The sequence below is a fragment of the Rothia sp. P5766 genome, assembly GCF_048513555.1.
In the GTDB taxonomy this organism is placed as follows: Bacteria; Actinomycetota; Actinomycetes; order Actinomycetales; family Micrococcaceae; genus Rothia.
In genome coordinates this window covers 121,356-147,915 of the sequence record NZ_JBLXXS010000005.1, presented here as the reverse complement: position 1 = coordinate 147,915, position 26,560 = coordinate 121,356, and the positions used below count along the sequence as shown (strand labels likewise).

The window sequence follows — 26,560 nt, the reverse complement described above, 5'->3', positions numbered from 1 at the left end:
CCCAACAACCCCCCGGACAGTGAACACAACGCCCAGACCAAAACACAACAGGGGGGGGCGGGCCCCCCGGCAAAGTACCGGGGGGGCAGCCGCCTCTTCAATGCCCTAGGGCTAGCAGAAGACTAGGCCTTGGGGATTTTGAACATCATCTCGGTCTTGGGGCGAGGATCATCGACCTCACCCGGGACACCGTCCGCATGCTTAATATCTACATCCGAATGGGAACTCAGGAACCCTGAGAGCCACTCAGCTAGCAGAGTCAGGGCGAAGTTGATGACCACGAAGATGAGGGCGGCCAGCAGGAGCATTTGCAGGATATTGCCCTCACCAGAGCCGAAGCGGCGGGCAGCCGCTAGAAGCTCGGGGTAGGAAATGATGTAACCCAGAGCGGTATCTTTCAGAATGACCACGAACTGCGAGAGCAGCGAGGGCATCATAGCGGTCAGTGCCTGGGGCACTAGAATCAGGGTTAGCACCTTCCAGGGGGTCATACCGATAGCTAGCCCCGCTTCGCCCTGGCCCTTGGGGAGCTGGTGCACACCCGAGCGCAGGAGCTCCGCAATCACCGAGCCGTTGTAGAGGGTAAGCCCCAGAACAACAGCAACGAAGGGGAGCTGGGAAGGCGCGAGGATGTTGAGCTTGCCCAGGAAGAGCCAGAAGAAAATCATCATCATCAGGACCGGGACCGCGCGGAAGAACTCGACCACTACGGTGCCAAAGCCACGAATCAGTTTATTGGGTGATAGGCGGGCCAGACCGAAGAAAAGACCGAACAGCACCGAAGTGATCACTGAGAGCAGGGCTGCAGCTAGGGTTTTGCCGAGCGCGGGCAGAATGTAGTTGGCCCAGAGGTTGCCTGAGAAGAGCGAAGTCCACTTATCGGCTTCCAACTGGCCCTGGCGGTTCATGACAACCAGGACGTAGGCCAAACCTGCAGCCAGCAGGAGCAGGGCTACAAGGTTGAAAATCTTGGTGCGGGCTCGGGCCTTGGGGCCGGGTACGTCAAAGAGCACCGAGGTTGAGGTCATACGCTTACTGCTCATCGCTTCACCGCCAATCTACGAGAGGCCCAAGTGGTGAGAAGGCCGATGGGGACAACAATAATCACAAAGCCCATAGCAAAGACAAAGAAGATCATGAAGATGAGGTCAGAGTTGAACTCGATCATGGATTTCATCATGCCGGAGGCTTCAGCCACCGAAGCCACGGTGGCCACGGTGGTGTTCTTAGCCAGAGCAATCAGGGTGTTACCTAGAGGGGTAATCGACCCGCGAAGAGCCTGGGGGAAGATGATGTAGCGGGCTGTGGGCAAGAAGCCCAGGCCAATAGCGCGGGCGGCTTCTGCCTGCCCCACTGGTACGGTGTTGACGCCGGAGCGGATAGCCTCGCAGACGAAAGCCGCATGGTAGATTGCCAGCACAATAACGGCGTAGATAAAGAAGTTCAGCTCAAACGATGTTGCCAGTGAGAGCTGGAACTGAGTCCACACGCCCAAGATTGCCAGGGTCATCAGAATGGTCAGCGGGGTATTGCGGACCAGGTGCACATAGGCGGTACCTGCCCAGCGCAAAGAAGGCACTGGGGAGATACGCATAAGTGCCAGGAGCGATCCAAGGACAAACGAACCGATCGCTGCCCAGAAGGTCAGCTGTAGGTTGGTCCAGAAAGCTCCGATGACATCGTAGGTGGCAAAGAGCGTGGAGAGCTGTTCAGAGAACGACATGAAAGCCTCCAAATAAAGAAAGTTTAGTGTGTAAAAGATGGAATAAGCGGTGGGTTACTTAGGTTCAACGGTGGCGCAGGAGTCGCCCAGAACCGGAGGGTTCAGCTCGGTATCGTAAGCGTAGCCTGATGCGCCGACATTCTTCTCGAGGGCTTCTTCCCAGGCACCGGTTTCGACCATCTTGTTGATGGCTGCATTGATTGCGGAGCACTTATCTGAGCCCTTGGGCAGACCAACGCCGTACTTTTCGGTGGAGAAAGTGTTGCCGACCAGCTTGAGTTCGCCCTGGTTAGCCTTGGTGGAGGCCAGACCTGCCAGAATGATGTCGTCGGTGGTGACCGCATCGACCATACCCGCGTTGAGCGCTACCACGCAGTCCGAGTAGGAGTTCTGCTGTACCAGCTGAACGTCCGAGGAGTACTTGTCCTGAATCTTCTTGGCCGAGGTTGACCCGGTGACAGAGCAAAGATTCTTGCCCGAGAGCGACTCAGGCCCGGTGATATCGGTGCTATCGGCCTGCACGAGCAGGTCCTGGCCTGCTACGAAGTAGGGTCCAGCGAAATCAACGGTCTTGATGCGCTTTTCGGTGATGGAGTAGGTCGCAAAAATCATGTCTACCTGGTTGTTAGAGAGCATGTTCTCGCGGTTGGCCGAGGGGGCTTCAACCCACTCAATCTGGTCCTCTGAGTAGCCGAGCTCCTTGGCCACGTAGCGGGCTACGTCGGTATCGAAGCCGGTGTAGTCGCGGCCGTCCTGGTAGCCCAGGCCGGGCTGGTCGTACTTAATGCCGATACGGATGGTGTCCTTGGCATTACTTGAGCCGCAACCGGAGAAAGCCAGGGTTGCGCTAGCTAGGACTGCCGCGCAGGCTACTGCTTTGGCTTTGAGGGTGGATAGCTTCATGGGTGCTCTCCTTAGTGGCCCAGGATCTTACCCAGGAAGTCCTTGGCACGATCGGTCTGGGGATTGGTGAAGAACTGGTCAGGCCTTGCCTCTTCGAGGATTTCACCGTCGGCCAGGAAAACGATTCGGTCGGCGGCCTTGCGGGCAAAGCCCATTTCGTGGGTTACCACGATCATGGTCATACCTTCTCGGGCCAGGGAGACCATGGTGTCAAGAACTTCGTTGACCATTTCGGGGTCGAGTGCGCTGGTGGGCTCGTCAAAGAGCATGACCTTGGGTTGCATGGCCAATGCACGGGCAATGGCGACGCGCTGCTGCTGGCCGCCGGAGAGCTGGGCCGGCATCTTGGAGGCCTGGTTATCGACGCCTACCTTTTTGAGCAGGCTCATGGCAAGTTCTTCGGCTTCTGCCTTGCTCATGCCGCGAACCTTGCGGGGGCCCAAGGTGACGTTTTCAAGAATGGTCTTGTGGGCGAAGAGGTTAAAGGACTGGAAGACCATGCCGACCTCGGCCCGCAGGTTAGCCAGTTCTTTGCCTTCTTCAGGTAGTTTCTTGCCGTCGATGGTGATGGTACCGCTTGAAATGGTTTCGAGGCGGTTGATGGTGCGGCAGAGGGTTGATTTACCCGAACCTGAGGGGCCCAGAAGAATGACCACCTCACCCGCTCCAACAGAAAGATTAATGTCCTTGAGGACGTGGTTCTCACCGTAATACTTATTAACGCCGGTGAGCTGAACCAGTGCATCAGTAGTCACAGAGGTCCCTCCCTTGTGGTGGATATGTGTGCGTGCCGGTAGCATTGAGGTGCTAAAGCACAACCAAAATAGGTGTATGTGCCTTACCTTACCCGTTGGCAGGTAAACAGCTTGTTACACTTTGGGCTACTTTGTGTCGCCCCTGTATCGCTAGTTGCCCATGAGCGGGGTGTATGGGGCAGCCTAATGACGGGGGAAATCTTGAATTATCTGTTGGTGGCAATAACGTTTGTGGTGATCATGGCTGTCTTAGCCGGGTGTGCGGCGATGGGTAGCGACCGCCTGATTCCGGCCCGCAAAACCCTTAACCACATCAGCCAAGACGGAATTGATATTGTTCCCGCCTCTGAGCCGCCGATCATTCTCTCGGACCGACCCGATAGTGCTGAATTGGAGCGTGTAGGTTTTGCGACCTCCATCCTGGGTTATAACCGTGAAGAGGTGGACGGTGTGCTGGCCAAAACTATTGAGGAGAACAGGCGGCTTCGTGATCGGCTCGCTCAGCTGAACGGTGAGAGCGCCCCGGTTGATGCCGATGACTAATGGTTCCCTTCACCGTGATATAGGGGCTAGGGTCAGCCTTGGCATAAGCCAGCTATGGTTTGTGGCAGTTAGCCGGTTCGTGCGGTTACCTGCTATGGCTCAGGTGGCTTTGCTCTATGCTGTTAGCCGGGTGTGGGGCTGGTTTGTCTTCAGTCGTGTTGGTTTACACCAGACAGTGAGCCCCTGGAAGAACTCAGCCATGACCTACCTAGAGTATGTCAATATATGGGATGCTGACTGGTATTCCTCTATTGCCGCGACCGGCTACCCCTCACAGCTACCCCTTGATGCTACCGGGCATGTAGCTCAAAATGAGTGGGCCTTCTACCCGCTATACCCCCTTACCGCAGGTACTCTTACCTGGCTGACGGGCTTGGACTACGCTCTAGTGGCTCCGACCCTGTCATTAATCTGCGGTCTGGGCGCATCCTGGTTTATCTACCGACTGTGCATGGTCTCCCTGGGCAACGGGCAGAGCGCCGCTGAGCATAGTAACCTGGATACCCAACACAGCACCGCGCTGTGGGCAAGCGCAGCGGTAAATTTCAGCGCGGTTGCACCGATCCTGCAAACAGGCTATGCCGAAGCTATGGGTCTGCTCTTCTTAGCCTGGGCTCTCTACCTCCTGGTGGAAGGCCGCTACCGCCTGATGCTGATTCCAGCGCTCTGCGCTGCCCTGGCCCGCCCCATCGGCCTACCCTTGGGGGCAGCTGTGGGCCTATGGTGGCTTATGGCCTTCCTGCACCGCCTCAGAAGCGGTCAGAGGGTGTGGCCTACACTCCGAGAGACAGCCACACAACTTGTGTGTGCCCTTGCAGTCTGTGCCTTTGCCTTTATCCACCCTGCCTACGCCTGGGCTGTCACCGGGCGCCTAGATGCCTACACCGCAACCGAGGCCGCCTGGCGGGCCGGGGGTGAGGACGTGCTACCGTTCTTGCCCTGGCTGACCCAAAGCCAGCTCTACCTTGGCAGTATTCTGGGGCCGCTTATTCTCTTGGTGCTGATAGCGGGCTTTACCCTGTGCCTGATTGCTCCTAGTACCCGAAAGGTGCTCCACCCAGCGCTTGTGCTCTGGTGTGCCTGCTATGCGGTCTACATGCTGGCCTTCTTTAATCCGCAGTCCTCGACCTTCCGCCTGCTTCTACCGCTTTTCCCGCTCCTGCTGCCTGTGGTGGCGCTTTCAGCCTCTCGGGCCTACCGCTGGTTGCTCATGTGTGCAGGGGCGACCCTGCAATTTGGGTGGGTGGGCTGGCTCTGGCATTGGAAGCAACTACCCGGTGGAGGGGACTACCCACCCTAAACCTGTAAGTTTGCTTCGCAAAACCACCTTAAATGCTCCGGTAAGCACTACTATTAAAAGAAAGTGAGCCCGGTTGCACCGGTGCCATCCACTCATAGACTAACCTTCCCCAAGGAGAAGACTCCCATGGCAGCTCAAAAACCACGCACCGGAGACGGTCCGCTCGAAATCGTACGTGAGGGCCGTAGCATCGTAATGCGCATCCCCGTTGAAGGCGGCGGGCGTCTGGTCCTTGATATCACTGAAGAAGAGGTAGAGGCTCTCCGGGTGTGCGTAGAGAATTTCTAGACTTCCTGAAAATTTGAATACCTCGGCCCCATCAGCCGAGGTTTCTTTTACCCTATTTCTTGTAGATCAAGTAGAGGCCTGAGCCCACATACAGTAAAGAGACAAAGACGTCCTCGGTGCAGGCCGCTATATCGTGAAGGACAGATCGTAGGGTAACGGTCACCCCGTCGCGGTCAGTGGGGCTAGCTACAGCACCCCCGGCTAAAGGGTCGTGCAAGATCAGCAGGCCACCGGACGCTAAGAGGGCTAGAGCGTTGAGCACCAGCTGATCTGCCAGTTCAGGACCGGCATCGACCAGAGCCAGGTCGTAGGAGCCGGGGGAGAGCCTGGGGAGTACTTGGAGGGCATCACCGGTAATAACCCGCACACGGTGGCTCTGCTCCAGCCCAGTCGCGGAAAGTAACGATCGGACGGCCTGGGAGCGGGTTGCATCAATATCGATAGTGGTCAGCGAAGTCCCAGCGGGTAACCCGCTCAGGAGCGCTACGGTAGAAACTCCAGCCCCGCACCCAATTTCTACGGTGTGCTGGGCTTTACCCGTAGCGGCCAGGATGGTCAAGAGGGCCGCCACAGAGGGCGCGACGGGGGCAGCATCAAGCCGCTCGGCCTGCTCTCGGGCAAGCTCAAGGACCGGCACCTCACGCGGGAAATCTTCGGCATAGACCCAATTCCGGGCCAGATCATGTGACTTCATAAAAAACAACTACCCGCCTTCGACCTGCAAAAACAATAATGATCCTGGGAACATCTTATTCAATAGAAGCTGTTTTATGGGCGTTCGACCAGCCTAAGCTGGTAATCTCTAGGTGTGTTTGGAATTAGTGGTCTTGAATTTATTTTTCTTGCAGTCCTGGTGTTTTTTGTCATCGGGCCAGAACGCATGCCCGAATATGCCCAGCAGCTCAAAGATTTCATTAAGTACGTGCGCCGTATGGCCTTCGAGGCTAAAGACGACCTCAAAGAGACCCTGGGCCCTGGCCTAGATGACATCAACTGGCGTCAGTACGACCCCCGCCAGTATGACCCTCGAGTGATTGTGCGTGAGGCTTTCGCAGAAGATGAGGAAGAACGCCGCCAGCAACTAGAGGAAAAAGCTCAGGCTGCTCCCGCGCTTTCTGTGACCTCTCGCTTACCACGGGGGGCATGGGCACCTTTTGATACCGAAGCCACCTAAAAAGAGGCGCCTTAGCGAGCAGCTGGGAGCGGGCAAACAAGTAGAGGGAACCGGCCAATAGTGCCAGTTCCCTCTATTCCTTTAAAGGGCGTAAGGACAGATGGGCAACTTTTAGAGGTTCACGGGAAGAGACTGCCCAGCTAGGCCGCGTGGGCGGTGGGTAATATGGTGAGCTACCTGGGTCAATACCTGTGCCGCTGAGGTCTCGGGAGCGCCCCAGACAAGGGGGGTGCCAGCGTCGCCACCCTGGCGCAGGGCTAGCTCAAGAGGAACAGAACCCAGCAGGGGAACTTCATAGCCCAGCGCCTGGCTGAGCGACTGGGTCAGCTGAGCACCGCCACCCTCACCGAAGAGGGGCAGGGTAGTACCGTCCGGAAGCTGCATGGCCGCCATGTTTTCAAGCACACCCACCAGCTTCTGCTCGGTTTGGATGCTCAAAGTTCCTGCCCGCTGGGCAACGTCCACGGCGGCTAGCTGGGGAGTAGAAACGAGTAGAATCTCTGCCTGGGGCAGGAGCTGGGCCATGGAAATAGCAATGTCGCCCGTGCCGGGAGGCAAATCGAGCAAGAGCACATCAATCTGCCCAAAATGCACGTCTGTCAAAAACTGTTCAAGAGCGCGGTGGAGCATGGGGCCACGCCAGGCAACCGGCTGGTCAGGCTTCACAAACATACCAATGGAGATGACCTTGATGGCCCCCTTGCCCTTGGGGGCCTCCACTACGGGTGGCAGAATCATATCGTCCATACGGGTAGGGCCTTCGGTAATCCCCAGCAAACCGGGTATAGAGAAGCCGTGCACATCGGCATCAATGATTCCTACAGTCATACCGGCAGACGCGCAGGCAGCGGCCAGGTTGGCCGTAACCGAGGACTTACCCACCCCGCCCTTACCACTGGCAATCGCGTAGACCCTGGTGAGGGAACCTGGCTGAGTGAAGGGGTTCTGCCGGGTATGCCCCAGCTTCTGCCGCAGTTCAGCCCGCTGTTCTGGGGTCATATAGCCAACGGTCAGGTCAATATCTTGGACCTCGTCGAGGGCGCTGACGGCTGTTCGCACGTCCTTTTCAATGGTGCCGCGCAGCGGGCACCCCTCGATAGTGAGCAGGATAGAGATGCTTGCGGTCGAACCTACCAGTTCAGCCCGCTCCACCATACCCAGCTCTGTGATGGGTAGCCGTAACTCGGGATCAATAACGGTGGCAAGGACAGCTTCGAGCCGCTCATTTTCAGGAGTTTTTTGCATGAGAGAGAAGACCGCCTACTCAAAGGTACGGTCGATATCCTTTACCATCTTCTTTTTTCGGACCTTAGGGTCATCTTCACTTTCTACCGCAAGCACACTGCCTGCGGCTGGGGAGGTTGTGAAGCTGGAGCTATGAGGGTCATCTGCCCTGGTGCGGCTGAGAGAGGCAAGATGCTCTGCCCGAGTAAAGAGTTCCTCCTGCCGGCGCTGAACCTCCTGCAACTCCTCCATGATGTCGCGTATTTCGCCGCGGACAAAGTCACGGGTGGCTACCTCACGCAGAGTAATACGCAAAGAAGCGATTTCGCGGGTCAGGTACTCGGTCTCTTCAAGGTTGCGCTGATCACGCTGGCGGTCCTGGCGGGCTACCACGCGGTCACGGTCATCCTGCCGGTTCTGTGCCAGCAGAAGCAGGGGAGCGGCGTAGGAGGCCTGCAAGGACAACATAAGGGTCAAGAGAGTGAAGTTAAGCGAACGTGGGTCAAACTGCATCTCTTCGGGAGCTAGGGTGTTCCAGCCTAACCAGATGGCACAGAATACAGTCATCCACAGCAGAAACTGCGGAGTCCCCATAAAGCGTGCAATTTTCTCTGTCATCTGCCCAAAGGCATCGGGGTCAGGGTTGAACTGAAAGAGCGGACGGCGTTTCTTGTTCTGAGGGGTTCCTAGTGCCTGGGCTCTTTCATCGCGTTCGCGGGCATCACTCAAATCGGCGACCTACCTTTCTAATCGGGGTGCCATCATCATAGGTGCGCCAATCATCGGGCAAGATCTCATCGAGAACGTCATCGACGGTGACAGCGCCCACCAGCCGGTCATGGTCGTTGATGACTGGGACGATGGTGAGGTCGTAGGTGGCAAGAATACGGGTTACCTCTTCGATACTGGCAGCATCGGTAACCGGTTCAATAGAGGTATCTATAATGTTACCCACCTGTTCGCTGGGAGAGTGGCGCAGTAGACGTTGCATGTGCACAATCCCCAGGTAGCGACCGGTGGGGGTTTCAAGGGGTGGGCGAGCGACCATAACAGCAGCGGCCATAGCAGGTGAGATCTCCTCCTGCCGGATATGAGCCAGAGCCTCGGCCACGGTCGCTTCGGGGGAGAGAATGATGGGGACCGGGTTCATGAGTGAGCCGGCGGTACCTTCGTCGTATTCGAGTAGGCGACGCACGTCATCGGAATCATCGGGGTCCATAAGTGTCAGGAGCTCTTCGCGCTGGGTGTCTGAGAGCTCTCCTAGCAGGTCAGCCGCGTCATCGGGCTCCATCTCTTCGAGCACATTGACGGCGCGCTCAACTTCCAGGTTCGAGAGAATCTGAACCTGATCCTCTTCGGGGAGCTCCTGGAGGACATCCGCCAGGCGCTCATCCTGGAGTTCCTGGGCGACCTCCACCATGCGTTTGTCGGGCATTTCGTGGATAGCGTCTGCCAGGTCAGCGGGGTTAGAATCTTCGTGGCTGGCCACAAAGGCTGTGGCCGCCTGGGGCTCAAAGTCGGTGGAGAGGATAGCCTCGTGCCAGTCAATAATCAGGGTTTCTTTACGGCGGCGCATCAAACCGCTGTTGCCGCGTGAGATAAAGAGCTCGGAAATGAACCAGTCTCCATTGCGGCGCTGTTCCATGGCAACGTCTTCAATCTGAGCCATGCCGGAGCCGTCACGCAACTGAACCTTACGGTCAAAAATTTCGCCCACAACTAGGGCCTCTGAGCCGCGCTGTTCAAAACGGCGCAGGTTAACCAGGCCCGTCAGAATAATCTGAGTGGAGTCAATGCTGGTTACGCGGGTCATAGGCACAAAAATGCGTTTCTTACCCAGAATCTCAATGACGATACCCACCACAACGGGTTCCTTGAGCTTGGCAAGTGAAGCAACCGCTGAAAACTGGGTGAAGCCGCTTTTGAGCACGACAACATCGCGCAAACGGCCAAGCCGGTCACCGTGGGGGTCAAAGACATCGAGACCTAGTAGGCGGGCAATAAAAATTTTGTTTGGTACGCTACTCACTCTTTCCAGGGTACTCGCCTTGCAGGGGCGCTGCCATGCTTATCTGCGGATATACCCGGAAAATAGGCGCAAACTTACACTGCCCAAGGCTCCTGGGCCGGCTAGCTAGTTCACCTGTGGCGATAACAGGGCGCGCTCCCAGCTAACTCTCGACAAACTAGTCAAAAATAGGGGGTATGGATCAACTCAACGTACCTCCTGCACTGGCTTTGTCCGATGGCGCTTCCCTACCTCCCGGTGAGCTGGTCGCCACTTTCAATAACCGCAAGGAACTCAACCGCGCTCTTGAATTCCTGGCCAGCCAGAAGTTCCCCGTTCACTCTCTCTACGTGGTGGGGCATGAGGTCCGTCAGGTTGATTACATTACAGGGCAGGCTACCTATCCCCGTGCCGCTCTAGGCGGCGCCGTTCAGGGTGTGGGCCTGGGCGCGCTGGTGGGCTTCTTCAACGCTTTTGTTACCAACACCTCGATCCTGGCGAACCTGCTCAGCATCGTGCCTCTGGCTATTGCCTTTTGCATGATTTACTCCGTTGTCGTGGCGGCTCGAGCCAAGGGGCGCGGGATCCGTACCCGCACTCAGATGCTACCGGCCCGCCTTGACCTGATGGCTATCCCGGCTACAGCCCAGGCTGCCCGGAACCTGCTTCGCGTGTCCGTTCAGCCCGCCCCCCAGTCTGCTGGCCAGCCCCAGGCACCGCGCACCGAGGCCCCCGGACAGAACCAGAACCAACCCGGACAGAACTTACCGCCCTCCCAGCCTGTGCAAGGCCCCAGCCCCCAGCAGAGCGCCAGCCCTGCACCATCTGCGCCTCAGCACCAGCCCGGCCCCCAATGGTTTGATCCTCACCAGCCTCTTCCACCCCACCAGACAGAACCCCAGCCTTTCTTGCCCGGTTTCAACCCTGCAGATCAGGCACAGCAGGGCTCCGCTACCCCCGAGCAACCCGCTCAGCCGGTCTTCACACCCCCGGCCCAGACCAAGTCGGACGGCACCAAAGCCACCAGCAAGTACGGCCTGCGGGTTGAAACCCCCGAAGAATTCGAGGCAGCTATCCGCAAGACACCCACCGCGGACACCTCTGTTAACGAGCGTATCGAGCAGATTCGTGCCGAGCAGAGTGAACAGCGCTACGGACTGCGGGTTGAAACTCCCGAAGAGTTCGAAGCCGCCATCCGCCGGGAACCGGAGCAGGACAGCACAAGGCGTCACAAGACTAAGTAGCCCCGAGTCTGCTACCGGAAGGCAAAGAATAAAGCCCCTGCTAGATCCTCAAGATGGAGCTAGCAGGGGCTTTTGTCCTGGCGGACTCTTAGAAGCAGCCCGGAGGGTGCCTAGCGGGAAATCTCAGCCATCCAGGCCTCAATGCCCTCAACGGTGCGGGGCAGGGCGGCAGAGAGGTTTTCGTTACCGTCTTCGGTAATGAGCACATCATCCTCAATACGGATACCGATACCGCGTAGTTCCTCGGGAATCAGCAGATCCTCTTCCTTGAAGTAAAGGCCCGGCTCAATGGTGAAGACCATGCCCGGCTCAATCACACCATCCATGTAGAGCTCCTTCTTGGCCTGAGCACAGTCATGCACGTCAAGGCCGAGGTGGTGGCTGGTACCGTGGGGCATCCAGCGGCGGTGATGCCCACCCTGATCAGACAGAGAAACCTCAGCAGAAACCGGGAGCAGGCCCCATTCGTGCAGGCGGGTTGCCAGAACCTGCATGGCGGCATCGTGAACTTCATGGAACTTACGGCCCGGAACAGCCGCCTTAAAGGCCGCATCGGCGGCTTCAAGAACAATCCTGTAGGCCCTAGCCTGTACCTCACTGAACTTGCCGTTGACCGGGAAAGTACGGGTGATGTCGGCGGTATAGAGGGTATCGTCTTCCACCCCGGCATCGACCAGCATGAGCTTGCCCTCTTCCACCGGCCCGTTGTTAGAAATCCAGTGCAAAATGGTGGCATTGTTACCGCAGGCCGCGATAGTGTCATAGCCCAGGTCATTGCCCTCAATCCTGGCCTGGGAGAAAAAGGCGGTCTCAACCACCCGTTCACCGCGCCGGTGGGCAAGAGCGGCAGGCAGCGAACGGATAACCTCAGCAAAACCATCGATGGTCAAATCGACCGAACGGCGCAGGTTCTCTACCTCAAGCTCATCCTTGACCAGGCGTGCCTGGGAGAGAGCCTCAGTCAGCGCCGCATCGAGCTTGTCGGACTCTTCTAAATCAACGGCGGTGTTGTAACGGGAGGTATCGACCAGGGCATCAACATTCAGGTCAACATCGCGTACTAGGCGGATCCTGATACCGCCCAGAGCCTGCGGCCCGGCGTTCTTGGTAATAGCGACTTCAAGCTCGGACAGATCAGCGGTGCGGATACCGTACTCGGCGCCCAGAGACTCCAGGGTAGGGCGGGGGCCAATCCAGAACTCACCGTAGCGGGGGTCGCGGTAAAACATCTCGGTGTCCCGACCAGCTAAGGGGCGAAAATACAGGGTAACCTCATGATTCGACCCCTGATCGCCGCTGCCTTCCTCAACTGGCTCGTAGACCAGCACAGCATCGGGCTCATGGTCCACACCCAGGCCGGTCTGGTGGGCAAAAGCGGAGTGCGGACGGAAGCGGTAGTCGGTGTCGTTTGAACGGACCTTAAGAGGGCCAGCGGGGATTACCAGGCGCTCGCCGGGGAAGAGCTTGGACAGAGCGGCGCGGCGGGTAGCGGCAAAATCAGCAGCGCGGGCGCGAGCAGGCAGGTCGCCGTTGGTCGGCGCCCAGTGAGCGGCCATAAATTCGGTAAAAGCTCTTGAACGGGGAGCGGCTGACCGGTTGGTGACGCGCTCTTCGATGGGCTGGTCATCACCGGGGGTGGGGGTCTTATCCTGTGTTGTCATACACACCAGTGTAGTGAGGGCGGTCAAGTACCGTCTAGCAGGACGGGGCCGCACACAAAGGTAGCAACCCGCTGCTCCCTGCAGACTTAGCCAAGCTCATACCCTGACCAAGCTGTTGGCCCTGTAATCTAGGGGTATGTATGACCTGCACACCCATTCCTGCACTTCCGATGGCACCCAGCCCGTAGCCGAGCTGGTTGCTGAAGTAGCCGCGCTCGGTCTGACCGGCTTTGCCCTGACCGACCACGACACCACCGCTGGGTGGAGCCTGGCGCAGGCGGAAGCGGACAAATGGGGCCTAGATTTTGTGCCCGGTATGGAAATCTCCTGTTCAGCGCAGGGCGTGAGCGTCCACCTGCTGTGCTACCTGCACGACCCCCACCACGAAGGCCTGTGCGCGGAGATGGAACGATCCAGGGTCGCCCGCCGGAGCAGGGCTCAGCGCATGGTGGAGCGCCTGAGCGAAGACTACCCGCTGACCTGGGATACCGTACAGGAACATGTGCATCAGGGGGCTACCGTAGGCCGCCCCCATATTGCCGATGCGCTGGTAGCTATCGGTGCGGTCACCACACGAACCGAAGCCTTCCAGCGGGTGCTCACCCCAAGTTCCCCCTACTACATTCCCCACTACGCGGTAGACCCGGTAGAGGCCGTCCAACTGGTGCGCCAGGCCGGGGGGGTCCCCGTTATGGCCCACCCCAGGGCACCTTCACGGGGCCGCCTAGCCAGTGATGAGACTATCTACGCCATGATTGATGCTGGCTTAGCTGGTGTTGAGGTCTACCACCGGGACAACCCACCCGAAGGTCGTCAGTGGCTACTGGATCTAGCCTCCCGCCACGACCTGCTGGTGACCGGCTCATCGGACTATCACGGTGCCGGTAAACCCAACCTTTTGGGTGAAAACACCACGGACCCGCAAACCGTAGCCGCCCTGCGCGCCCAGGCTGGCTCTCACCAGAAATTGGGGGAGCAGGTCTAAGCCCCCAGCTAATTCCCGCCGGTCTGTGTGCTCAACCACATAGACTAGAACCATGAAGTTCCTCAACGACACCAAGCCCACCACAGACCTCACCTACAACGACGTATTCATGGTTCCCTCGCCTTCCTCGGTTGGCTCCCGCATGGAAGTTGACCTGCGAACAGCAGATGGAACGGGCACCACCATCCCTCTGGTCATCGCCAATATGACCGCCGTATCGGGCCGCCGTATGGCTGAGACTGTTGCCCGGCGCGGGGGTATCGCCATTATTCCGCAGGATGTTCCGACCGATATCGTTGCCGAAACCATCAGGCGGGTCAAAAGCTCCCACCTGGTGTTCGATACTCCTATCACAGTCAAACCCCACCACACCGCAGGCTACGTTCGTCACCTGATTCCCAAGCGTGCTCACGGTGCTGCAATTGTGGTCGAGGATGACCGACCCGTCGGCATCATTACTCCTAAAGATATGCGCGGAGCCGATAATTTTGACCAGGTCCAAGACCTGATGAGCACCGAGCTACTGACCCTGAACCACAGCGTCACACCCCGCGAAGCCTTTGACATTCTCTACGAGCACTCCCGCAAGATCGCGCCCGTGGTTGATGAAGCCGGTCTACTGGTTGGTGTACTGACCCGGTCAGCGGCTCTGCGTGCTAGCCTCTACACACCGGCCACCGACCAAGCTGGCTGCCTGCGTATTGGGGTGGCTATCGGTATCAACGGTGACATCGCCGGTCGCGCGGAAAGCCTGATTCAAGCCGGTGCTGATGTGCTGGTGATTGATACCGCCCACGGCCACCAGGACACCATGATTGAGGCCCTCAAAAAGGTTCGTTCCCTCAACCCTTCTATCCCAATCGCCGCCGGTAACGTGGTCACGGCGCAGGGGGTGCGTGACCTGGCTGAAGCCGGTGCAGATATTATCAAGGTCGGTGTTGGCCCCGGTGCCATGTGCACCACCCGCATGCAAACCGGCGTGGGCCGCCCCCAATTCTCTGCCGTGCTTGAGTGTGCCCAAGAGGCTAGGAAGCTGGGTGTGCATGTCTGGGCCGACGGTGGTATCAAAGACCCCCGTGACGTTGCCCTTGCCCTAGCTGCCGGCGCATCCAATGTAATGATTGGCTCCTGGTTTGCCGGTACCCACGAATCTCCCGGGGATGTCCTCCAGGACTCCGAGGGCCGCCTCTACAAGGAAAGCTTCGGTATGGCCTCTCGCCGAGCGGTCATCAACCGTAACTCAAAGACCGAAGCCTTTGAAAAAGCCCGCCGCGAAATGTTCGAAGAGGGCATCTCTACCGCTCGCATCTACCTGCCTGAGGGCAGGGGCGGGGTGGAGGACCAGATTGATTCAATTATCTCCGGTGTGCGCTCAGCTTTCACCTACGCCGGGGCTTCCAGCATTGAAGAGTTCAGCGAACGGGCCGTGGTAGGTATTCAGTCAGCCGCAGGCTACGCAGAGGGTCAAGCCCGCTCTACCCGCTAAGCACAGCCACCGGGAGGTCATGAACCCATCCCCGAGTTGAAGCCCGGTGCCCAACAACAAGAATGACCCCCTCCACAAGGGAGGGGGTCATTCTGCCTGTGAGGAGCGCTAGGGGTAAACCAGCGCGACCTTAGCCTTCGCCGCCCTCTACCCGGCGGGTACGGCGGCGGCGACGGGGCCTAGTCGCCGCATTAGCGCCCTCAGCGGGCTGCCCACCCTCAGAACTAGGGCGACGGCTAGAGGCAGGCTTGCTATCTCCCTGAGAGGATGAACGGCGCTCACCGTTACGGCCACCCCGGCGCTCTGCCGAGCGTGACCCATTGCGGTTCTCACCGCGGCCACGGCGGTCCTGCCCGCCCCTAGCAGGGCGTGAGCCAGCGGACTGGCGACGACCTGGCTCCTGCCCACCAAAATCCTCGGCCGCCTCAGCCTCAAGACCGGCAGCGGTGCGCTCTTCCTTGGGCAGACGGCCCCTGGTGCCCTTGGGGATACCAAGATCTGCAAAGAGGTGGGGAGAGGAAGAATAGGTTTCCACCGGCTCATCAACACCCAGCTCCAAAGCCTTGTTAATAAGCTTCCAGCGGGGAATATCTTCCCAATCCACCAGGGTGATAGCGGTACCCAGCTTCTCTGCGCGACCGGTGCGGCCTACACGGTGCAGGTAGGTCTTCTCGTCCTCGGGGCACTGGTAGTTAATGACGTGGGTGACATCTTCAACGTCGATACCTCGGGCGGCAACATCGGTAGCGACCAGGATATCGACCTTACCGTTGCGAAAAGCACGCAGAGCCTGCTCGCGGGCACCCTGGTTGAGGTCACCGTGGATAGCTCCAGCGGCAAAACCGCGTGACTGAAGCTCATCGGAGAGCTTGGCAGCAGAACGCTTGGTCTTGGTGAAAATAACGGTACGGCCACGGCCTTCCGCGCGCAGGACCCGGCTGACCAGCTCGTCCTTATCGAGAGGGTGGGCACGGTAGATGACCTGGCGGATAGATGCCTTGGTCATGGTCTCTTCTTCGCCGGACTCGGCGCGAATGTGCATGGGCTGGCGCATGTAGCGCCGGGCCATAGTCAGCACGGGACCGGGCATGGTTGCCGAGAAGAGCATGGTCTGGCGGACCTCTGGTACAGCAGAGAGCAGGCGCTCCACATCGGGCAGGAATCCTAAGTCCAGCATCTCATCAGCCTCATCGAGCACAACTATCTTGACCTGGCTCAGATTCAGGTGGTGCTGGCGGTGCAAGTCGATGAGACGGCCGGGTGTGCCCACGACCAGCTCAACGCCGTCGGTGAGTTCCTTAATCTGGGATTCGTAGGGGCGGCCGCCGTAGAGGGTCGCTACTCGCACACCGGTTTTATCGGCGGCTACCGACAGGTCACTACCTACCTGGATAGCGAGTTCACGGGTGGGAACAATAATCAGGGCCTGGGGTGCGCCGGGCACCTTGACTTGCCCCCACTCATCAGACTTGGGGCCAATAACGGTCTGTAGAGCGGGCAACCCAAAGCCCAGGGTCTTACCGGTACCGGTCTTAGCCTGGCCGATAATATCCTGGCCTGCCAATGCGATAGGCAGGGTCAGGGCCTGAATGGGGAAGGGGCTGGTGATGCCTTGGGCCGCAAGCGCATCGGAGATGTCCTGACGAACACCGTAGTCGGCAAATGTTGATGGGGTTTGGTGGTCTGTCACGAATCGTTGTCCTTTGATGTGGCCCAATCATGGGCAAACGGGGGAGCCGATCGCGGGTTTATCGTGCAGGTGTGAGCCCTATCGACCACATGAGGAACCCCGTAAGAGAACCGGTGGGAGAGCTAATAAGCCAAATGAAAAGTTATATTGTACGACCGGGCAACCAATAACATGCACCATTCTACCGTCTCCGGCATAAAAAAGAAGAGAGGGCCGGCCGCTGGTCACCAGCGGCCGGCCCTCTATGCCGAAACATGGGTGTTTAGCCGATGCCAAAACCTACCCGGTGCTTGGACTCAATACCCAGCTCCACAAAGCCAATTTGAGCCCCGGGAACTAGGGTTGTGGCGCCCTTGGAGTCGGTCAGTTCCAGCAGGCCTCCGGTCTGCAGAGCTTCTGCCACCTTAGCGCGAACCTGCTCGGCGCTTTCATCAGATTCGATAACGACCTGGGTGGGAACGTTCAGTACACCAATTTTGATTTCCACGGGATACTTCCTTCGGTTTGGGCCCACCTGGCGCGGGCTCTGGCAGTGTTCCTCAGTCTACGGCAGGGGAGCGGCGGCTCGTGGCAGGTTTCGGTCTGAGCTGACAAGCACGCGGGGTAGGCCCGCCTACTCCCAATCTTCGTCAATAATTGAGATGCCACCCCAGGCAAGCCGGAAAACAGCTCTCTCGGCAAGCGCTAGCTGCTCAGCAGAAGTTTCGGTGCCTACCACCATGTGAGCGGCGGCCTGCGTCATGCCGGTGAGCATGCGAGCAGTCATCATAGCTTCGCTAAAGTCCATGCCTGCATTGGGCGCCAGAACATGTGCGATGTGCTCAGCGATCCGGGTGTGCATGCTCTCGATATGTTCTTGAACAGCAAAATCCGTCTGGATATCAGACTCAAAAATAATGCGGTAACCCACCACATTGGTGCGCGCGAAATTAAAGAAAGCCTCGATAACGCCTTTGACGCGTTCCTTATTGACGTTGGTTCCGTGCAAGGGGCTAACAAGGTTTGTAAGGAGCAGTTCAATCTGTTCATCGAGAACAGCTAGGTAAAGATCCTTCTTACCAGTGAAATGCTGATAGAGCACAGGCTTAGTGACCTGCGATGCCGAAGCAATATGATCCATGGTGGTGCAGTGGTAGCCCTGGGAAGCAAAAACGCGGGCCGCATTGCTAATCAGCTGTTGGCGACGTAAATCTTTGGGTAGGCGACTAATCCCGTTAGAATCGCCCTGAGCTGGCTGGTCGGGAAAGTATGCGGACATTGTGTGTGGCCGGACCTCTGGAACGGTGGATGTGGACAAGGCTAAGGCGGCCCTTGGCGTGGCCGCTCGCTAGGAGGCATCGGTTTGAGGCGATACCTCGTCAGCGGAGTTCTCTTGAACTTCGATGCCGTAAAGAGCTTCTAGCGCTGCCACATATTCATCGGTCCTACCGTCACGTGCCAACTCACGGGCTCGAACGGTGGGCGTATGTAACAGCGACTTGACCATGCGACGCATGGCCAGCTCAAGCTGCTCGGTAGCGGCAGTGCAACCGTACTGGTTATGTACCTTCGCTACCTCGGCATCAAGCACACTCATGGTGTGTTGCCTCAGAGCAACAATAGCAGCGTCTACACTGCGAGCCTTCTCTTTGACGGAAAACTCGGCAGCTTCTTCGTCCACAATTGTGCGGGCAGTATTAACCGACTCCACGGTTTCTTCGGGGGCGGCCAGGCGCACCGACTCCAGCGTGATGAGCTCGACCTGGGGAAGATCAGCTACCTCCGGCGCAAAGTCCCTAGTCAGGGCCAGGTCGAGGATAACGCGCTTTCCTTCGGGAATCTCAATGGGAAGCATGGGTGAAGCGCCACCAGAGCACCCAATAATGATGTCCGCCTTTCGCATCTGCTCATGGAGCTGGCCGTGGGGGACGGCAAAAACGCCTCGTTTGTCGGCAAAAGTAGCTGCACGATGAGAACGCGAATAAATCCAGATATCGCTGGTTCCCCTGCTGTGCAAGGCCGCTACAGTCGCGCCAGCGTAGGCTCCGGTGCCAAAAACCAGCACCCGACGATCCTGCCAGGACTTCTCGGCCACCTCATCTGCCATATCAAGGGCAACAGAAACAATAGAACGACCGCGCGAACCCAGTAATGTGCGCTGGCCAACCTTACGAGCAGTCTGCGCGCCGTGGTCAAAAAGCCTGACCAGGTTGCCTGTAGCCCGCCCCTTATCTTGCGCTAAGGTAAGGGCTCTGCGAACCTGGCCGGTAATTTCGCGCTCGCCAACCACAGCGGACTCAAGGCCAGAAGCCACAGTGAAAAGGTGGTGGGCGGCATCGGCATTGACCAGAATGTCGAAGCTATTCTCAACGATGTCGTAGGAGAGGCCGGAACCTCTAGCAATCAGCTCAAAGATACGCTCAGCAACTGTGATGACATCGTTGCTGATGTTTTGCTCGGTAGCGCCCGGTTTGCTGGGGATTTCTGCGTAGAGTTCGAGCCGATTGCAGGTAGACAAAATAACCTCACCACGAACACCGGTTTTCTCAAGGTTTCGCTGAATTTTCTCAACTCCTTCGCTGAGAAAAGCCACGGTGGTGAGGTCAACAGAGCGATGCGATGCTACAAGGCTAAAAATGGTCACAACGTCTCTATCATAAGGGGGTAAATGAGCTTTATCGCTGACAGTCTGTCACTAAGGTTCTCAAAAGTGGCCTGAAGTGTGCAAATATGGGGCAAAAGGTTCGTTCGAAAGTTGTCAATTATTTATGCGTTTCCCTCGGCTAGCCCCTGTGAAAAGAAGCATCCACCCCTGCACCGGCGACTCAACGACAGTTTGTCTCTAAAGTTTTGGCATAAACTTGGCAGAATGGAAGATATGAGTCAGACCAATACCGCCCCCCTGCGTCAGCGCGCCCTACTTACCGATGAGCAGCTCGCCCATCTACCCACCCATCACCCTCTCAAAACCGCACATACCGGTGAGTCCGCCATGATTCGCACCCTCACCGGCCGCTCCGCAGATCACTCACCGGTCTGGTTCATGCGCCAGGCAGGGCGCTCCCTGCCCGAATACCGCCAGATACGCGAGGGAATCCCCATGCTTGATTCCTGCCTCAACCCTGAGTTAGCCGCTGAGATTACCCTCCAGCCGGTTCGCCGCCACGGTGTCGATGCCGCTATCTTCTTCTCCGACATCGTTATCCCCATGAAGCTTGCGGGTGTCGGCGTAGATATCGTGCCCGGGCGTGGCCCCGTCCTCAATGCCCCCGTGCGCACCCTTGAAGACATCAAAAATCTGCCCGAGCTTGAAGACTCAGCACTTGATCCCATCCGTCAAGCAGTAGCCCTAACCGTTGAACAGCTGGGGTCCACCCCGCTCATCGGGTTTGCCGGTGCCCCTTTCACCGTGGCCGCCTACATGGTCGAAGGCGGGCCCTCGCGCGACCACCTGCGCCCGCGCACCATGATGCATGCAAACCCAGAAGCCTGGGAAGCTCTGGGTCAGTGGGCCGCCCGCACCTCAGCCCAGTTCCTTGCCGCCCAGATCGAGGCTGGCGCATCGGCCGTCCAGCTCTTTGACTCCTGGGCCGGCTCCCTAGGCCAAGCTGACTACCGCCGCTTCGTCCAGCCCCACTCAGCTGCCACCCTGACCGCCATTGAGCACTACGGTGTGCCCCGCATTCACTTTGGTACCGGCACCGCCGAACTGCTACCGGCCATGCTCGAGGCCGGCGCAGACGTTATCGGCGTGGACTACCGTCTTCCCCTGTCTGAAGCCCAGCGCAGACTCGGCGGCGGCATTGTCCTGCAGGGCAATATCGACCCCGCCCTGCTAGCCTCAGGTTGGGATGCCTTGGCCGCACACACCGACAGCGTTCTTGAAGAAGGTCGTTGCGCCCCGGCCCACGTGGTCAACCTGGGACACGGCGTACCGCCCACCACCGATCCCACCGTACTAACCAGACTCGTCGAATACATCCACACCCAGACCCGCAAGGCTAGCTGAGGCAGGCAATGGCACAGGAATTACACGGCACCAGACCGCAGAACACCGCCCTGGTGATTGGCGGTGGAGTCTCGGGCCTCTTAGCCGCCCGCCAACTCGCCCAAGCCGGTAAAAAAGTGACTCTGGTGGAACGCGAAAGCCACCTGGGTGGCGCTGTCGGTGCCCACCAGCTTGCAGGGCTGGTGCTGGACTCCGGTGCTGAATCCTTTGCAACTCGCACCACAGCGGTCAAAGATTTGCTGACCGAGCTGGGCCTAGCTGACCGTATCGTCACCCCTCAGCCACGCGGTTCCTGGCTCTACCTGCCCCAGGGAGCTTTTCCCTCACCGTCCACCGGTGTGCTGGGTATCCCCGGTAGCTTTGATGACCCAGCCTTCAAAAAGATTCTGGACCGCTCCGGCTACCGGCGAGCCAAACTGGACATGGTTCTGCCCCGCTCCGCAGGTACCCACGCCAAAACGCTGGGCGACCTGGTCCGTATCCGCATGGGCCAGCAGGTTCTGGACCGACTCGTTGCTCCCGTCGTTTCGGGCGTTCACGCTGTGCACCCTGATCAGCTAGAAATTGCAACCATCGCCCCCGGCCTGCTTGAGGGTCTTAAAGAACTGGGATCCCTAGCTGCCGCGTCGGCCCGTATGCGGGCAGCCTCACCGGCAGGATCCCAGATCGCAGGCATCGAGGGCGGCATGAACCAGCTCTCCGAGGCACTGGTCGATGAACTGCTACGGCACCGGGTACGTATTGTGACCGGCTTTGACACCATCGCCGTTGACCGTGACCCCGTCACCGGCGCCTGGACTGCTATCCAGCGCCAGCCCGAATACGGCGAGAAATCGGCCATGATTCACGGTGAACTCCTGGTGGTAGCAACCGATGCCCAAACCAGCATTCGCCTGCTCGGGCCTCACCTGCCTGCCTCGTCCTTACCTCCCATCACACCCGGCCCCGAGGTCGCACTGGTTTCCCTGGTCCTTGACCAACCAGCACTGGACTCAGCCCCCCGCGGAACCGGACTGCTGGTCAGCGAAGCCGTCACAACGGTCCGTGCCAAGGCTCTGACCCACGCCACCGCCAAATGGGACTGGGTCGCAGAAAAAGCGGGGGAGGGCCGCCACCTGGTCCGTCTCTCCTACGGGCGCGGTAAGGAACACGACACCTCACCCCTCTCAGAGCTAGCCTTGCACGATGATCAACTCGTTACCCTGGCCCTGCACGATGCCGGTCAGCTCCTGGGCGTTCCCATCAGTAAGAGCCAGCTGGTAGCCGCCGACGTAGTGCGCTGGCCAAGCGCCCTACCGGCTACCGCACCCGGGCACCGCCAACGGGTCGCCGGATTCCGCTCGGCTCTCGAAGACCTACCGGGAGCTACCGCAGTGGGAGCCTGGATCGCCGGCACCGGTTTAGCTGCCGTGACTGCAGACACACAAGCTCATATCCGCAGCTTTGCAGAACGCAAGAAGCCCACTGCATCCCACAAGGACTAACCATCACACCCCAGGACAGAAAGGTCCCCTCAATGTCACATCCCACCGCACAGCAGGGCCACGGCTACGGCGCTACAGGCCACGGATCACACCCCGGCCAGCCCCAGAAGGTTCAGGGGCAGGTTCCCGGTGCACCCGCCGAGGGCGATTCCCAGCTCTACTATGCCCTCTACACCGTTTTCGCCCGCGACACCGCACCTGTAGCTGATGTAACCGGTGCTGCCGCCACCGCCGAACTCGAACAGCTCGAAGAAGCCCTTAAAGCAGAGGGCGTAACCCTGCGAGGCTTCTACGATGTCTCGGCTATGCGCGATAACGCAGACATCATGGTCTGGATTCACGGCGAGAAGCCAGAAGCCCTGCAAGCCGCTGTCCGTAAAATCCGCCGCACCGCCGCTTTCTCTGGCACCAAAATTGTCTGGTCCACCATGGGTGTTCACCGCGATGCCGAGTTCACCCGCCAGCACGCCCCCTGCTTTGCCAAGGGGATCGCTCCCGAAGCCTGGGTCTGCGTCTACCCCTTCGTACGTTCCTGGGACTGGTACTACATGAACGCCGAACGTCGTGCCGAAATGCTTAAGAACCACGGTATGAAGGGGCGGGACTTCCCCCAGGTCCTGGCCAACACTATCGCCACTTTCGGCCTGAACGACTACGAATGGGTCCTGGCTCTTGAAGCCCCAGAACTGGTAGATTTGGTCGATATGATGCGTCACTTCCGAAACACCGAGGCCCGCCTCTACGTCCGCGAAGAGACCCCCTTTTACACCGGTCGCCGTATCCCGGCGGCAGAGATTGTGCAGGTACTTGCCTAAATGACTACTCAAATTCCTCAAGATATTATTCCCAACCTGACCGACCCTAACAACACTGCATCTAACGGCCCCGCCACACTAGATCAGACTACTTTGGGTTCTTACCACGGCGAAGAGAATCTGACCCGCCCTCGCGCTTCGGTCCCTGTTGACTACGACCTGGTCATCCTTTCTTCCTTCGGCGGCCCCGAAGGTCAGGAGGATGTGATTCCCTTCCTGCGTAATGTTACCGCCGGGCGCGGTATCCCTGACGAACGCCTGGAAGAGGTAGCAACCCACTACCGCGCCAATGGGGGAGTCTCACCCATCAACGCCCAGAACCGTGCCCTGCTTGGGGCCCTCCAAGAAGCTCTGGCCGAAAAAGGCCCAGATATTGAAATTACCTGGGCTAACCGCAACTGGGATCCCTACGTGCCAGATGTCGTTAAAGATGCCTACCGGCGCGGTAAACGCAAAATCTTGGTCTTAGCAACCAGTGCTTACCCCGGCTACTCATCCTGCCGCCAATACCGGGAGGACTACGGCCTTGCCCTAGAAAAATTGGGCTTAGAAGGCAAGTTACAGATTGACAAGGTCAGGCAGTTCTTTGACACCCCCGGCTTTATCACACCCTTTGTTGAGGGACTAGTTGAGGGCCTCAAAGACGTACGCGCTCGCCTGACTCAGACCCAGAAGCCTGCCGCCGGTAACGGTAAAATTCGTGTGATGTTCTGCACCCACTCGGTCCCTACCAGCGCCGCAAACGAAGCAGGCCCACGCGGGGTGGACTACGAAGGCGGTAGTGCCTATGTAGAAAAGCATCTGCAGGCCGCCCGCGCGGTTTTGTCCGGCGTTCAGCAGATTGACCCCGATCTGCTGGATAAGGTGGATTGGGAGCTGGTCTACCAGTCCCGTTCTGGCCCGCCCACCATGCCCTGGCTTGAACCGGATGTCAACGATGCCCTTGAGGCTCTCGAAGGTGCAGTGGATGGCGTGGTTCTAGTTCCCCTGGGATTCGTCTCAGACCATATGGAGGTCATGTGGGATCTTGATACTGAGGCTTTGGATACCTGCGAACGCCTCGGATTTGTAGCCACGCGCACCCCGACCCCCGGCACTCACCCCGCCTATGTGGAAGGCCTGCGCCAGCTGATTGCTGAGCGTGTTGCCTCCACCGCTCCGGCTCAGGATGCCCAAGGCGTGCAAGAAGCCAGAGACAGTGTCTGCGGTGGCAAGGGTTGGTTTGACTTCTGCAATCCCAACTGTTGCAAATCTACCCGCCCAGGCTCTGAGAAGCCCGTGATTGCCAACTACACCGGCGACATCACCGGCGGAACCCGCTAAGAAAGCACAGGCACCGATTGGCTCCTTACCCTACTGGCCCCGGTTCCCGTCTAGGGGACCGGGGCAGGGTAGTCTAGAGGACCCAAAAAAACAACGAGGATTCAGCGATGGCAGCTCAGCACTACAGGGTGGGCACACGAGGCTCAGCCCTGGCAACCACCCAGACAGCCTGGGCCGTGGAGCAGATACGCTCAGCAACCGGCCTAGTTTTGGACACCGTTACGGTGAAAACGGAAGGGGACGTCTTGACCGGCCCCCTATCGCAACTGGGTGGCACCGGTGTCTTCGCCGCGACCCTGCGTTGCCGCCTGCTGGAGGGGGAGGTTGATCTTGCCGTGCACTCCCTCAAAGATTTACCGAGTGCTCCCTGCCCAGGGCTAACCGTAGCCGCAACACCCCTGCGTGAAGACCCTCGGGATGCCCTGTGCGCTCGTGACGGACTGACCCTAGATACTCTGCCAGCCGGGGCCCGGGTGGGGACCGGCTCACCGCGCCGTGCCGCTCAGATCTTGGCCCTGCGCCCCGACCTAACCATCGTCGATATTCGCGGCAATGTGGGCACCCGCCTGGCCCGGGTGGCCGGGAATGAAGCCTATGGGGTGGGCGCTCACGGCCTGCACGGCGAGAAGAAACTGGGCGCTATCACCGGTGACTGCGACGCTGTGGTACTGGCCGCCGCTGGCCTGCGTCGACTGGGCCTGGAAAAGACCATTACCGAGTACCTCGATACCGACCGGGTGCTCCCGGCCCCCGGGCAGGGCGCCCTCGCCCTGGAAATTCGTTCTAAGGAACTTGAGGGGGCGGAAAAAACTGCCTTGGGTACCGCTGTGCTGGCGGTTAACCACACTGAGACCCAGCTTGCTGTGACTGCTGAGCGTGCTCTGCTCCGTCGTCTTGAAGCCGGGTGCGCCGCGCCTATTGGGGCCTACGCTCAGGTCAAGAGCGGTCAGCTCGAACTTTCGGTGGCCGTTGCCAACCCCGCAGGAACCCAAGTCATGCGACATAGGGCAGCTACCGCCACGCTCAGCCTAGAAACCGCCTACGAGCTGGGGGTGCGTGCGGCTGAGGAATTACTGGCAGGTGGCGCTGCTGAGCTGGCAGGGTTAGGAGAACAAAAATGAGCACCTACCTGATTACCAGAACCCCTCACCAGGCCGCCGCTTTTACCCGTCAAGTCCAGGCCCACGACCACGCCGCTCGGGTGCTGTGCGCACCCGTCCTCCAGGCGGTTGCCCGCCAACCTGAGGACTGGGAAGAAATCGCCTTTGCCCTGGTGCGCGGTGAGTTTTCCTGGGTCACTTTCACCTCTGCCAACGGGGTGCTGGGCCTTGAAAAACTGGCCCAAGAGATTGGTCAGCCCCTGGTTCAGCTCCTGGGAGCAGCCCAGATCGCGGCGGTTGGCCGGGCTACCGAAGCCGCCCTGACCGAACGCGGCCTGCTGGTTGATTTTGTTCCCCACACCCAGTCTGCCGCCGGCATGATTGAAGAATGGCTAATTGACGAAGAGTGGGAAGACCCCACCACCGAAAAGGTCCTGGCCGTGCAGGGTACTACCGCCAGCCCCGTCCTTGAAGATGGCCTGACCGATTACGGTTACACTGTTGCTCCGCTGGCCGTCTACGACATGGTGCCCTACCCGGCTGACCTGCCCCTAGCCGAACCCGAAGATACCCAGGATTCTCAGGCCCAGGACGATGCTGTGGCCCTCACGCTGGAGCAGGCCCGTGAAGCCCTGGCAGAAGTGGACGTTCTGGTAGCGACTTCACCCCTGCTCCTGAAAACCCTAGCCCGGTCGGTTGGTTTTGCCCTACCGCCCACCGTCGCTATTGGTGCCAGCACCCGGGCCGCGGCGGAGGCCCTGGCCCAGCCTGCCCGCCCGCAGAAGATTTCGGTAGCCACCAGCCCCGCCCCGGCAGCCCTGGCAACTGCCGCCTTCTCAGCCTCCCAGCCCGCATCCTAGAGAGTA

General features: G+C 59.0%; 26 protein-coding genes. 13 read left to right on the top strand and 13 right to left on the bottom strand.

The window, feature by feature from the left end; genetic code table 11:
- Nucleotides 1-122: 122 nt before the first annotated feature.
- Genes ACN08V_RS04145 through ACN08V_RS04130 form a run of 4 tightly spaced genes read right to left on the bottom strand, consistent with a single transcriptional unit; the run spans nt 123 to nt 3,366 of the window.
- Nucleotides 123-1,043: an amino acid ABC transporter permease gene (locus tag ACN08V_RS04145; protein WP_419104645.1), complete on the bottom strand. Its 921-nt coding sequence runs from the start codon at nt 1,041-1,043 to the stop codon at nt 123-125.
- Nucleotides 1,040-1,723, bottom strand: a complete 684-nt coding sequence (locus tag ACN08V_RS04140; RefSeq protein ID WP_419099419.1) for an amino acid ABC transporter permease — start codon at nt 1,721-1,723, stop codon at nt 1,040-1,042. The genes ACN08V_RS04145 and ACN08V_RS04140 overlap by 4 nt, the downstream gene beginning before the upstream one ends.
- Nucleotides 1,724-1,777: 54 nt before the next feature.
- The gene (locus ACN08V_RS04135; RefSeq protein ID WP_419099420.1) at nt 1,778-2,626 is read right to left on the bottom strand and encodes a glutamate ABC transporter substrate-binding protein; all 849 of its coding nucleotides are present in this window, start codon (nt 2,624-2,626) and stop codon (nt 1,778-1,780) included.
- An 11-nt stretch (nt 2,627-2,637) separates the two neighbouring features.
- On the bottom strand, nt 2,638-3,366 hold the full coding sequence (locus ACN08V_RS04130) for an amino acid ABC transporter ATP-binding protein (RefSeq protein ID WP_419099454.1): 729 nt from the start codon (nt 3,364-3,366) through the stop codon (nt 2,638-2,640).
- 201 nt (nt 3,367-3,567) lie between these two features.
- Here ACN08V_RS04130 and ACN08V_RS04125 point away from each other — a divergent pair, with 201 nt between their 5' ends.
- The 3 genes from ACN08V_RS04125 to ACN08V_RS04115 all read left to right on the top strand — a co-directional run bounded on the left by ACN08V_RS04125 (nt 3,568) and on the right by ACN08V_RS04115 (nt 5,512).
- A complete protein-coding gene (locus tag ACN08V_RS04125; RefSeq protein WP_419099421.1) occupies nt 3,568-3,924 on the top strand; it encodes a hypothetical protein in 357 nt (118 codons plus the stop codon).
- Between the two features lie 61 nt (nt 3,925-3,985).
- Complete coding sequence (locus ACN08V_RS04120; RefSeq protein WP_419104644.1) at nt 3,986-5,224, top strand: hypothetical protein; 1,239 nt, start codon at nt 3,986-3,988, stop codon at nt 5,222-5,224.
- Between the two features lie 126 nt (nt 5,225-5,350).
- Nucleotides 5,351-5,512 carry a DUF3117 domain-containing protein gene (locus ACN08V_RS04115; protein ID WP_419099423.1) on the top strand — a complete coding sequence of 54 codons (162 nt, stop codon included), beginning with the start codon at nt 5,351-5,353 and terminating at the stop codon, nt 5,510-5,512.
- Nucleotides 5,513-5,564: 52 nt separating this feature from the next.
- On the opposite strand, the gene ACN08V_RS04110 is transcribed toward ACN08V_RS04115, so the two are convergent.
- On the bottom strand, nt 5,565-6,206 hold the full coding sequence (locus ACN08V_RS04110) for an O-methyltransferase (RefSeq protein WP_419104643.1): 642 nt from the start codon (nt 6,204-6,206) through the stop codon (nt 5,565-5,567).
- 114 nt (nt 6,207-6,320) lie between these two features.
- On the opposite strand from ACN08V_RS04110, the gene ACN08V_RS04105 reads away from it, so the two are divergent.
- Entirely contained in the window at nt 6,321-6,686 is a 366-nt protein-coding gene (locus ACN08V_RS04105; protein WP_419099425.1) for a Sec-independent protein translocase TatB, read from the top strand.
- A 111-nt stretch (nt 6,687-6,797) separates the two neighbouring features.
- Here ACN08V_RS04105 and ACN08V_RS04100 read toward each other — a convergent pair whose 3' ends face one another.
- From ACN08V_RS04100 to ACN08V_RS04090, 3 genes are read right to left on the bottom strand one after another with little or no spacing between them, the layout of a single operon-like run.
- Complete coding sequence (locus ACN08V_RS04100) at nt 6,798-7,931, bottom strand: P-loop NTPase (protein ID WP_419099426.1); 1,134 nt, start codon at nt 7,929-7,931, stop codon at nt 6,798-6,800.
- A 15-nt stretch (nt 7,932-7,946) separates the two neighbouring features.
- Nucleotides 7,947-8,639, bottom strand: coding sequence for a DUF1003 domain-containing protein (locus ACN08V_RS04095; protein WP_419099427.1), 693 nt, complete (start codon nt 8,637-8,639; stop codon nt 7,947-7,949).
- Entirely contained in the window at nt 8,632-9,939 is a 1,308-nt protein-coding gene (locus ACN08V_RS04090) for a magnesium transporter MgtE N-terminal domain-containing protein (protein WP_419104642.1), read from the bottom strand. The genes ACN08V_RS04095 and ACN08V_RS04090 overlap by 8 nt, the downstream gene beginning before the upstream one ends.
- Nucleotides 9,940-10,115: 176 nt before the next feature.
- Between ACN08V_RS04090 and ACN08V_RS04085 the strand changes: the two genes are divergently transcribed.
- Nucleotides 10,116-11,162 (top strand): general stress protein, encoded by a 1,047-nt coding sequence (locus ACN08V_RS04085; RefSeq protein WP_419104641.1) that lies wholly within the window; start codon nt 10,116-10,118, stop codon nt 11,160-11,162.
- Between the two features lie 110 nt (nt 11,163-11,272).
- Here the strand turns inward: ACN08V_RS04085 and ACN08V_RS04080 are convergent, their stop codons facing one another.
- Nucleotides 11,273-12,823: an aminopeptidase P family protein gene (locus ACN08V_RS04080; protein WP_419104640.1), complete on the bottom strand. Its 1,551-nt coding sequence runs from the start codon at nt 12,821-12,823 to the stop codon at nt 11,273-11,275.
- A gap of 136 nt (nt 12,824-12,959) precedes the next feature.
- On the opposite strand from ACN08V_RS04080, the gene ACN08V_RS04075 reads away from it, so the two are divergent.
- Together ACN08V_RS04075 and ACN08V_RS04070 are read left to right on the top strand one after the other, a co-directional pair.
- Nucleotides 12,960-13,808 (top strand): PHP domain-containing protein, encoded by an 849-nt coding sequence (locus ACN08V_RS04075; RefSeq protein WP_419099431.1) that lies wholly within the window; start codon nt 12,960-12,962, stop codon nt 13,806-13,808.
- A gap of 52 nt (nt 13,809-13,860) precedes the next feature.
- Nucleotides 13,861-15,294, top strand: a complete 1,434-nt coding sequence (locus tag ACN08V_RS04070) for a GuaB1 family IMP dehydrogenase-related protein (RefSeq protein ID WP_419104639.1) — start codon at nt 13,861-13,863, stop codon at nt 15,292-15,294.
- 130 nt (nt 15,295-15,424) lie between these two features.
- Here the strand turns inward: ACN08V_RS04070 and ACN08V_RS04065 are convergent, their stop codons facing one another.
- The 4 genes from ACN08V_RS04065 to ACN08V_RS04050 all read right to left on the bottom strand — a co-directional run bounded on the left by ACN08V_RS04065 (nt 15,425) and on the right by ACN08V_RS04050 (nt 19,607).
- Entirely contained in the window at nt 15,425-16,984 is a 1,560-nt protein-coding gene (locus tag ACN08V_RS04065; RefSeq protein WP_419104638.1) for a DEAD/DEAH box helicase, read from the bottom strand.
- Nucleotides 16,985-17,246: 262 nt separating this feature from the next.
- Complete coding sequence (locus ACN08V_RS04060) at nt 17,247-17,471, bottom strand: DUF3107 domain-containing protein (RefSeq protein ID WP_419104637.1); 225 nt, start codon at nt 17,469-17,471, stop codon at nt 17,247-17,249.
- Between the two features lie 126 nt (nt 17,472-17,597).
- Nucleotides 17,598-18,242, bottom strand: coding sequence for a TetR/AcrR family transcriptional regulator (locus ACN08V_RS04055; RefSeq protein WP_419104636.1), 645 nt, complete (start codon nt 18,240-18,242; stop codon nt 17,598-17,600).
- Between the two features lie 69 nt (nt 18,243-18,311).
- On the bottom strand, nt 18,312-19,607 hold the full coding sequence (locus tag ACN08V_RS04050; RefSeq protein WP_419100588.1) for a glutamyl-tRNA reductase: 1,296 nt from the start codon (nt 19,605-19,607) through the stop codon (nt 18,312-18,314).
- A gap of 234 nt (nt 19,608-19,841) precedes the next feature.
- Between ACN08V_RS04050 and hemE the strand changes: the two genes are divergently transcribed.
- The 6 genes from hemE (at nt 19,842) to ACN08V_RS04020 (ending at nt 26,554) form a co-directional block, all read left to right on the top strand.
- Nucleotides 19,842-20,972 (top strand): uroporphyrinogen decarboxylase, encoded by a 1,131-nt coding sequence (gene hemE, locus ACN08V_RS04045; RefSeq protein ID WP_419104635.1) that lies wholly within the window; start codon nt 19,842-19,844, stop codon nt 20,970-20,972.
- A gap of 8 nt (nt 20,973-20,980) precedes the next feature.
- Entirely contained in the window at nt 20,981-22,456 is a 1,476-nt protein-coding gene (gene hemG, locus ACN08V_RS04040; RefSeq protein WP_419104634.1) for a protoporphyrinogen oxidase, read from the top strand.
- Between the two features lie 32 nt (nt 22,457-22,488).
- A complete protein-coding gene (hemQ, locus tag ACN08V_RS04035; protein WP_419104633.1) occupies nt 22,489-23,271 on the top strand; it encodes a hydrogen peroxide-dependent heme synthase in 783 nt (260 codons plus the stop codon).
- On the top strand, nt 23,272-24,594 hold the full coding sequence (locus ACN08V_RS04030) for a ferrochelatase (RefSeq protein WP_419104632.1): 1,323 nt from the start codon (nt 23,272-23,274) through the stop codon (nt 24,592-24,594).
- Nucleotides 24,595-24,701: 107 nt separating this feature from the next.
- Nucleotides 24,702-25,715 carry a hydroxymethylbilane synthase gene (gene hemC, locus ACN08V_RS04025; protein WP_419104631.1) on the top strand — a complete coding sequence of 338 codons (1,014 nt, stop codon included), beginning with the start codon at nt 24,702-24,704 and terminating at the stop codon, nt 25,713-25,715.
- Nucleotides 25,712-26,554, top strand: a complete 843-nt coding sequence (locus ACN08V_RS04020; protein WP_419104630.1) for a uroporphyrinogen-III synthase — start codon at nt 25,712-25,714, stop codon at nt 26,552-26,554. The genes hemC and ACN08V_RS04020 overlap by 4 nt, the downstream gene beginning before the upstream one ends.
- Nucleotides 26,555-26,560 lie beyond the last annotated feature (6 nt).

Excerpts from the sequence above, each read along its gene's own strand:
- ACN08V_RS04145 (WP_419104645.1), bottom strand. The coding sequence starts at position 1,043 with ATGAGCAGTAAGCGTATGACCTCAACCTCGGTGCTCTTTGACGTACCC.
- ACN08V_RS04140 (WP_419099419.1), bottom strand. The coding sequence starts at position 1,723 with ATGTCGTTCTCTGAACAGCTCTCCACGCTCTTTGCCACCTACGATGTC.
- ACN08V_RS04135 (WP_419099420.1), bottom strand. The coding sequence starts at position 2,626 with ATGAAGCTATCCACCCTCAAAGCCAAAGCAGTAGCCTGCGCGGCAGTC.
- ACN08V_RS04125 (WP_419099421.1), top strand. The coding sequence starts at position 3,568 with ATGACGGGGGAAATCTTGAATTATCTGTTGGTGGCAATAACGTTTGTG.
- ACN08V_RS04115 (WP_419099423.1), top strand. The coding sequence starts at position 5,351 with ATGGCAGCTCAAAAACCACGCACCGGAGACGGTCCGCTCGAAATCGTA.
- ACN08V_RS04110 (WP_419104643.1), bottom strand. The coding sequence starts at position 6,206 with ATGAAGTCACATGATCTGGCCCGGAATTGGGTCTATGCCGAAGATTTC.
- ACN08V_RS04100 (WP_419099426.1), bottom strand. The coding sequence starts at position 7,931 with ATGCAAAAAACTCCTGAAAATGAGCGGCTCGAAGCTGTCCTTGCCACC.
- ACN08V_RS04085 (WP_419104641.1), top strand. The coding sequence starts at position 10,116 with ATGGATCAACTCAACGTACCTCCTGCACTGGCTTTGTCCGATGGCGCT.
- ACN08V_RS04080 (WP_419104640.1), bottom strand. The coding sequence starts at position 12,823 with ATGACAACACAGGATAAGACCCCCACCCCCGGTGATGACCAGCCCATC.
- ACN08V_RS04075 (WP_419099431.1), top strand. The coding sequence starts at position 12,960 with ATGTATGACCTGCACACCCATTCCTGCACTTCCGATGGCACCCAGCCC.
- ACN08V_RS04070 (WP_419104639.1), top strand. The coding sequence starts at position 13,861 with ATGAAGTTCCTCAACGACACCAAGCCCACCACAGACCTCACCTACAAC.
- ACN08V_RS04055 (WP_419104636.1), bottom strand. The coding sequence starts at position 18,242 with ATGTCCGCATACTTTCCCGACCAGCCAGCTCAGGGCGATTCTAACGGG.
- hemE (WP_419104635.1), top strand. The coding sequence starts at position 19,842 with ATGAGTCAGACCAATACCGCCCCCCTGCGTCAGCGCGCCCTACTTACC.
- hemG (WP_419104634.1), top strand. The coding sequence starts at position 20,981 with ATGGCACAGGAATTACACGGCACCAGACCGCAGAACACCGCCCTGGTG.
- hemQ (WP_419104633.1), top strand. The coding sequence starts at position 22,489 with ATGTCACATCCCACCGCACAGCAGGGCCACGGCTACGGCGCTACAGGC.
- ACN08V_RS04030 (WP_419104632.1), top strand. The coding sequence starts at position 23,272 with ATGACTACTCAAATTCCTCAAGATATTATTCCCAACCTGACCGACCCT.
- hemC (WP_419104631.1), top strand. The coding sequence starts at position 24,702 with ATGGCAGCTCAGCACTACAGGGTGGGCACACGAGGCTCAGCCCTGGCA.
- ACN08V_RS04020 (WP_419104630.1), top strand. The coding sequence starts at position 25,712 with ATGAGCACCTACCTGATTACCAGAACCCCTCACCAGGCCGCCGCTTTT.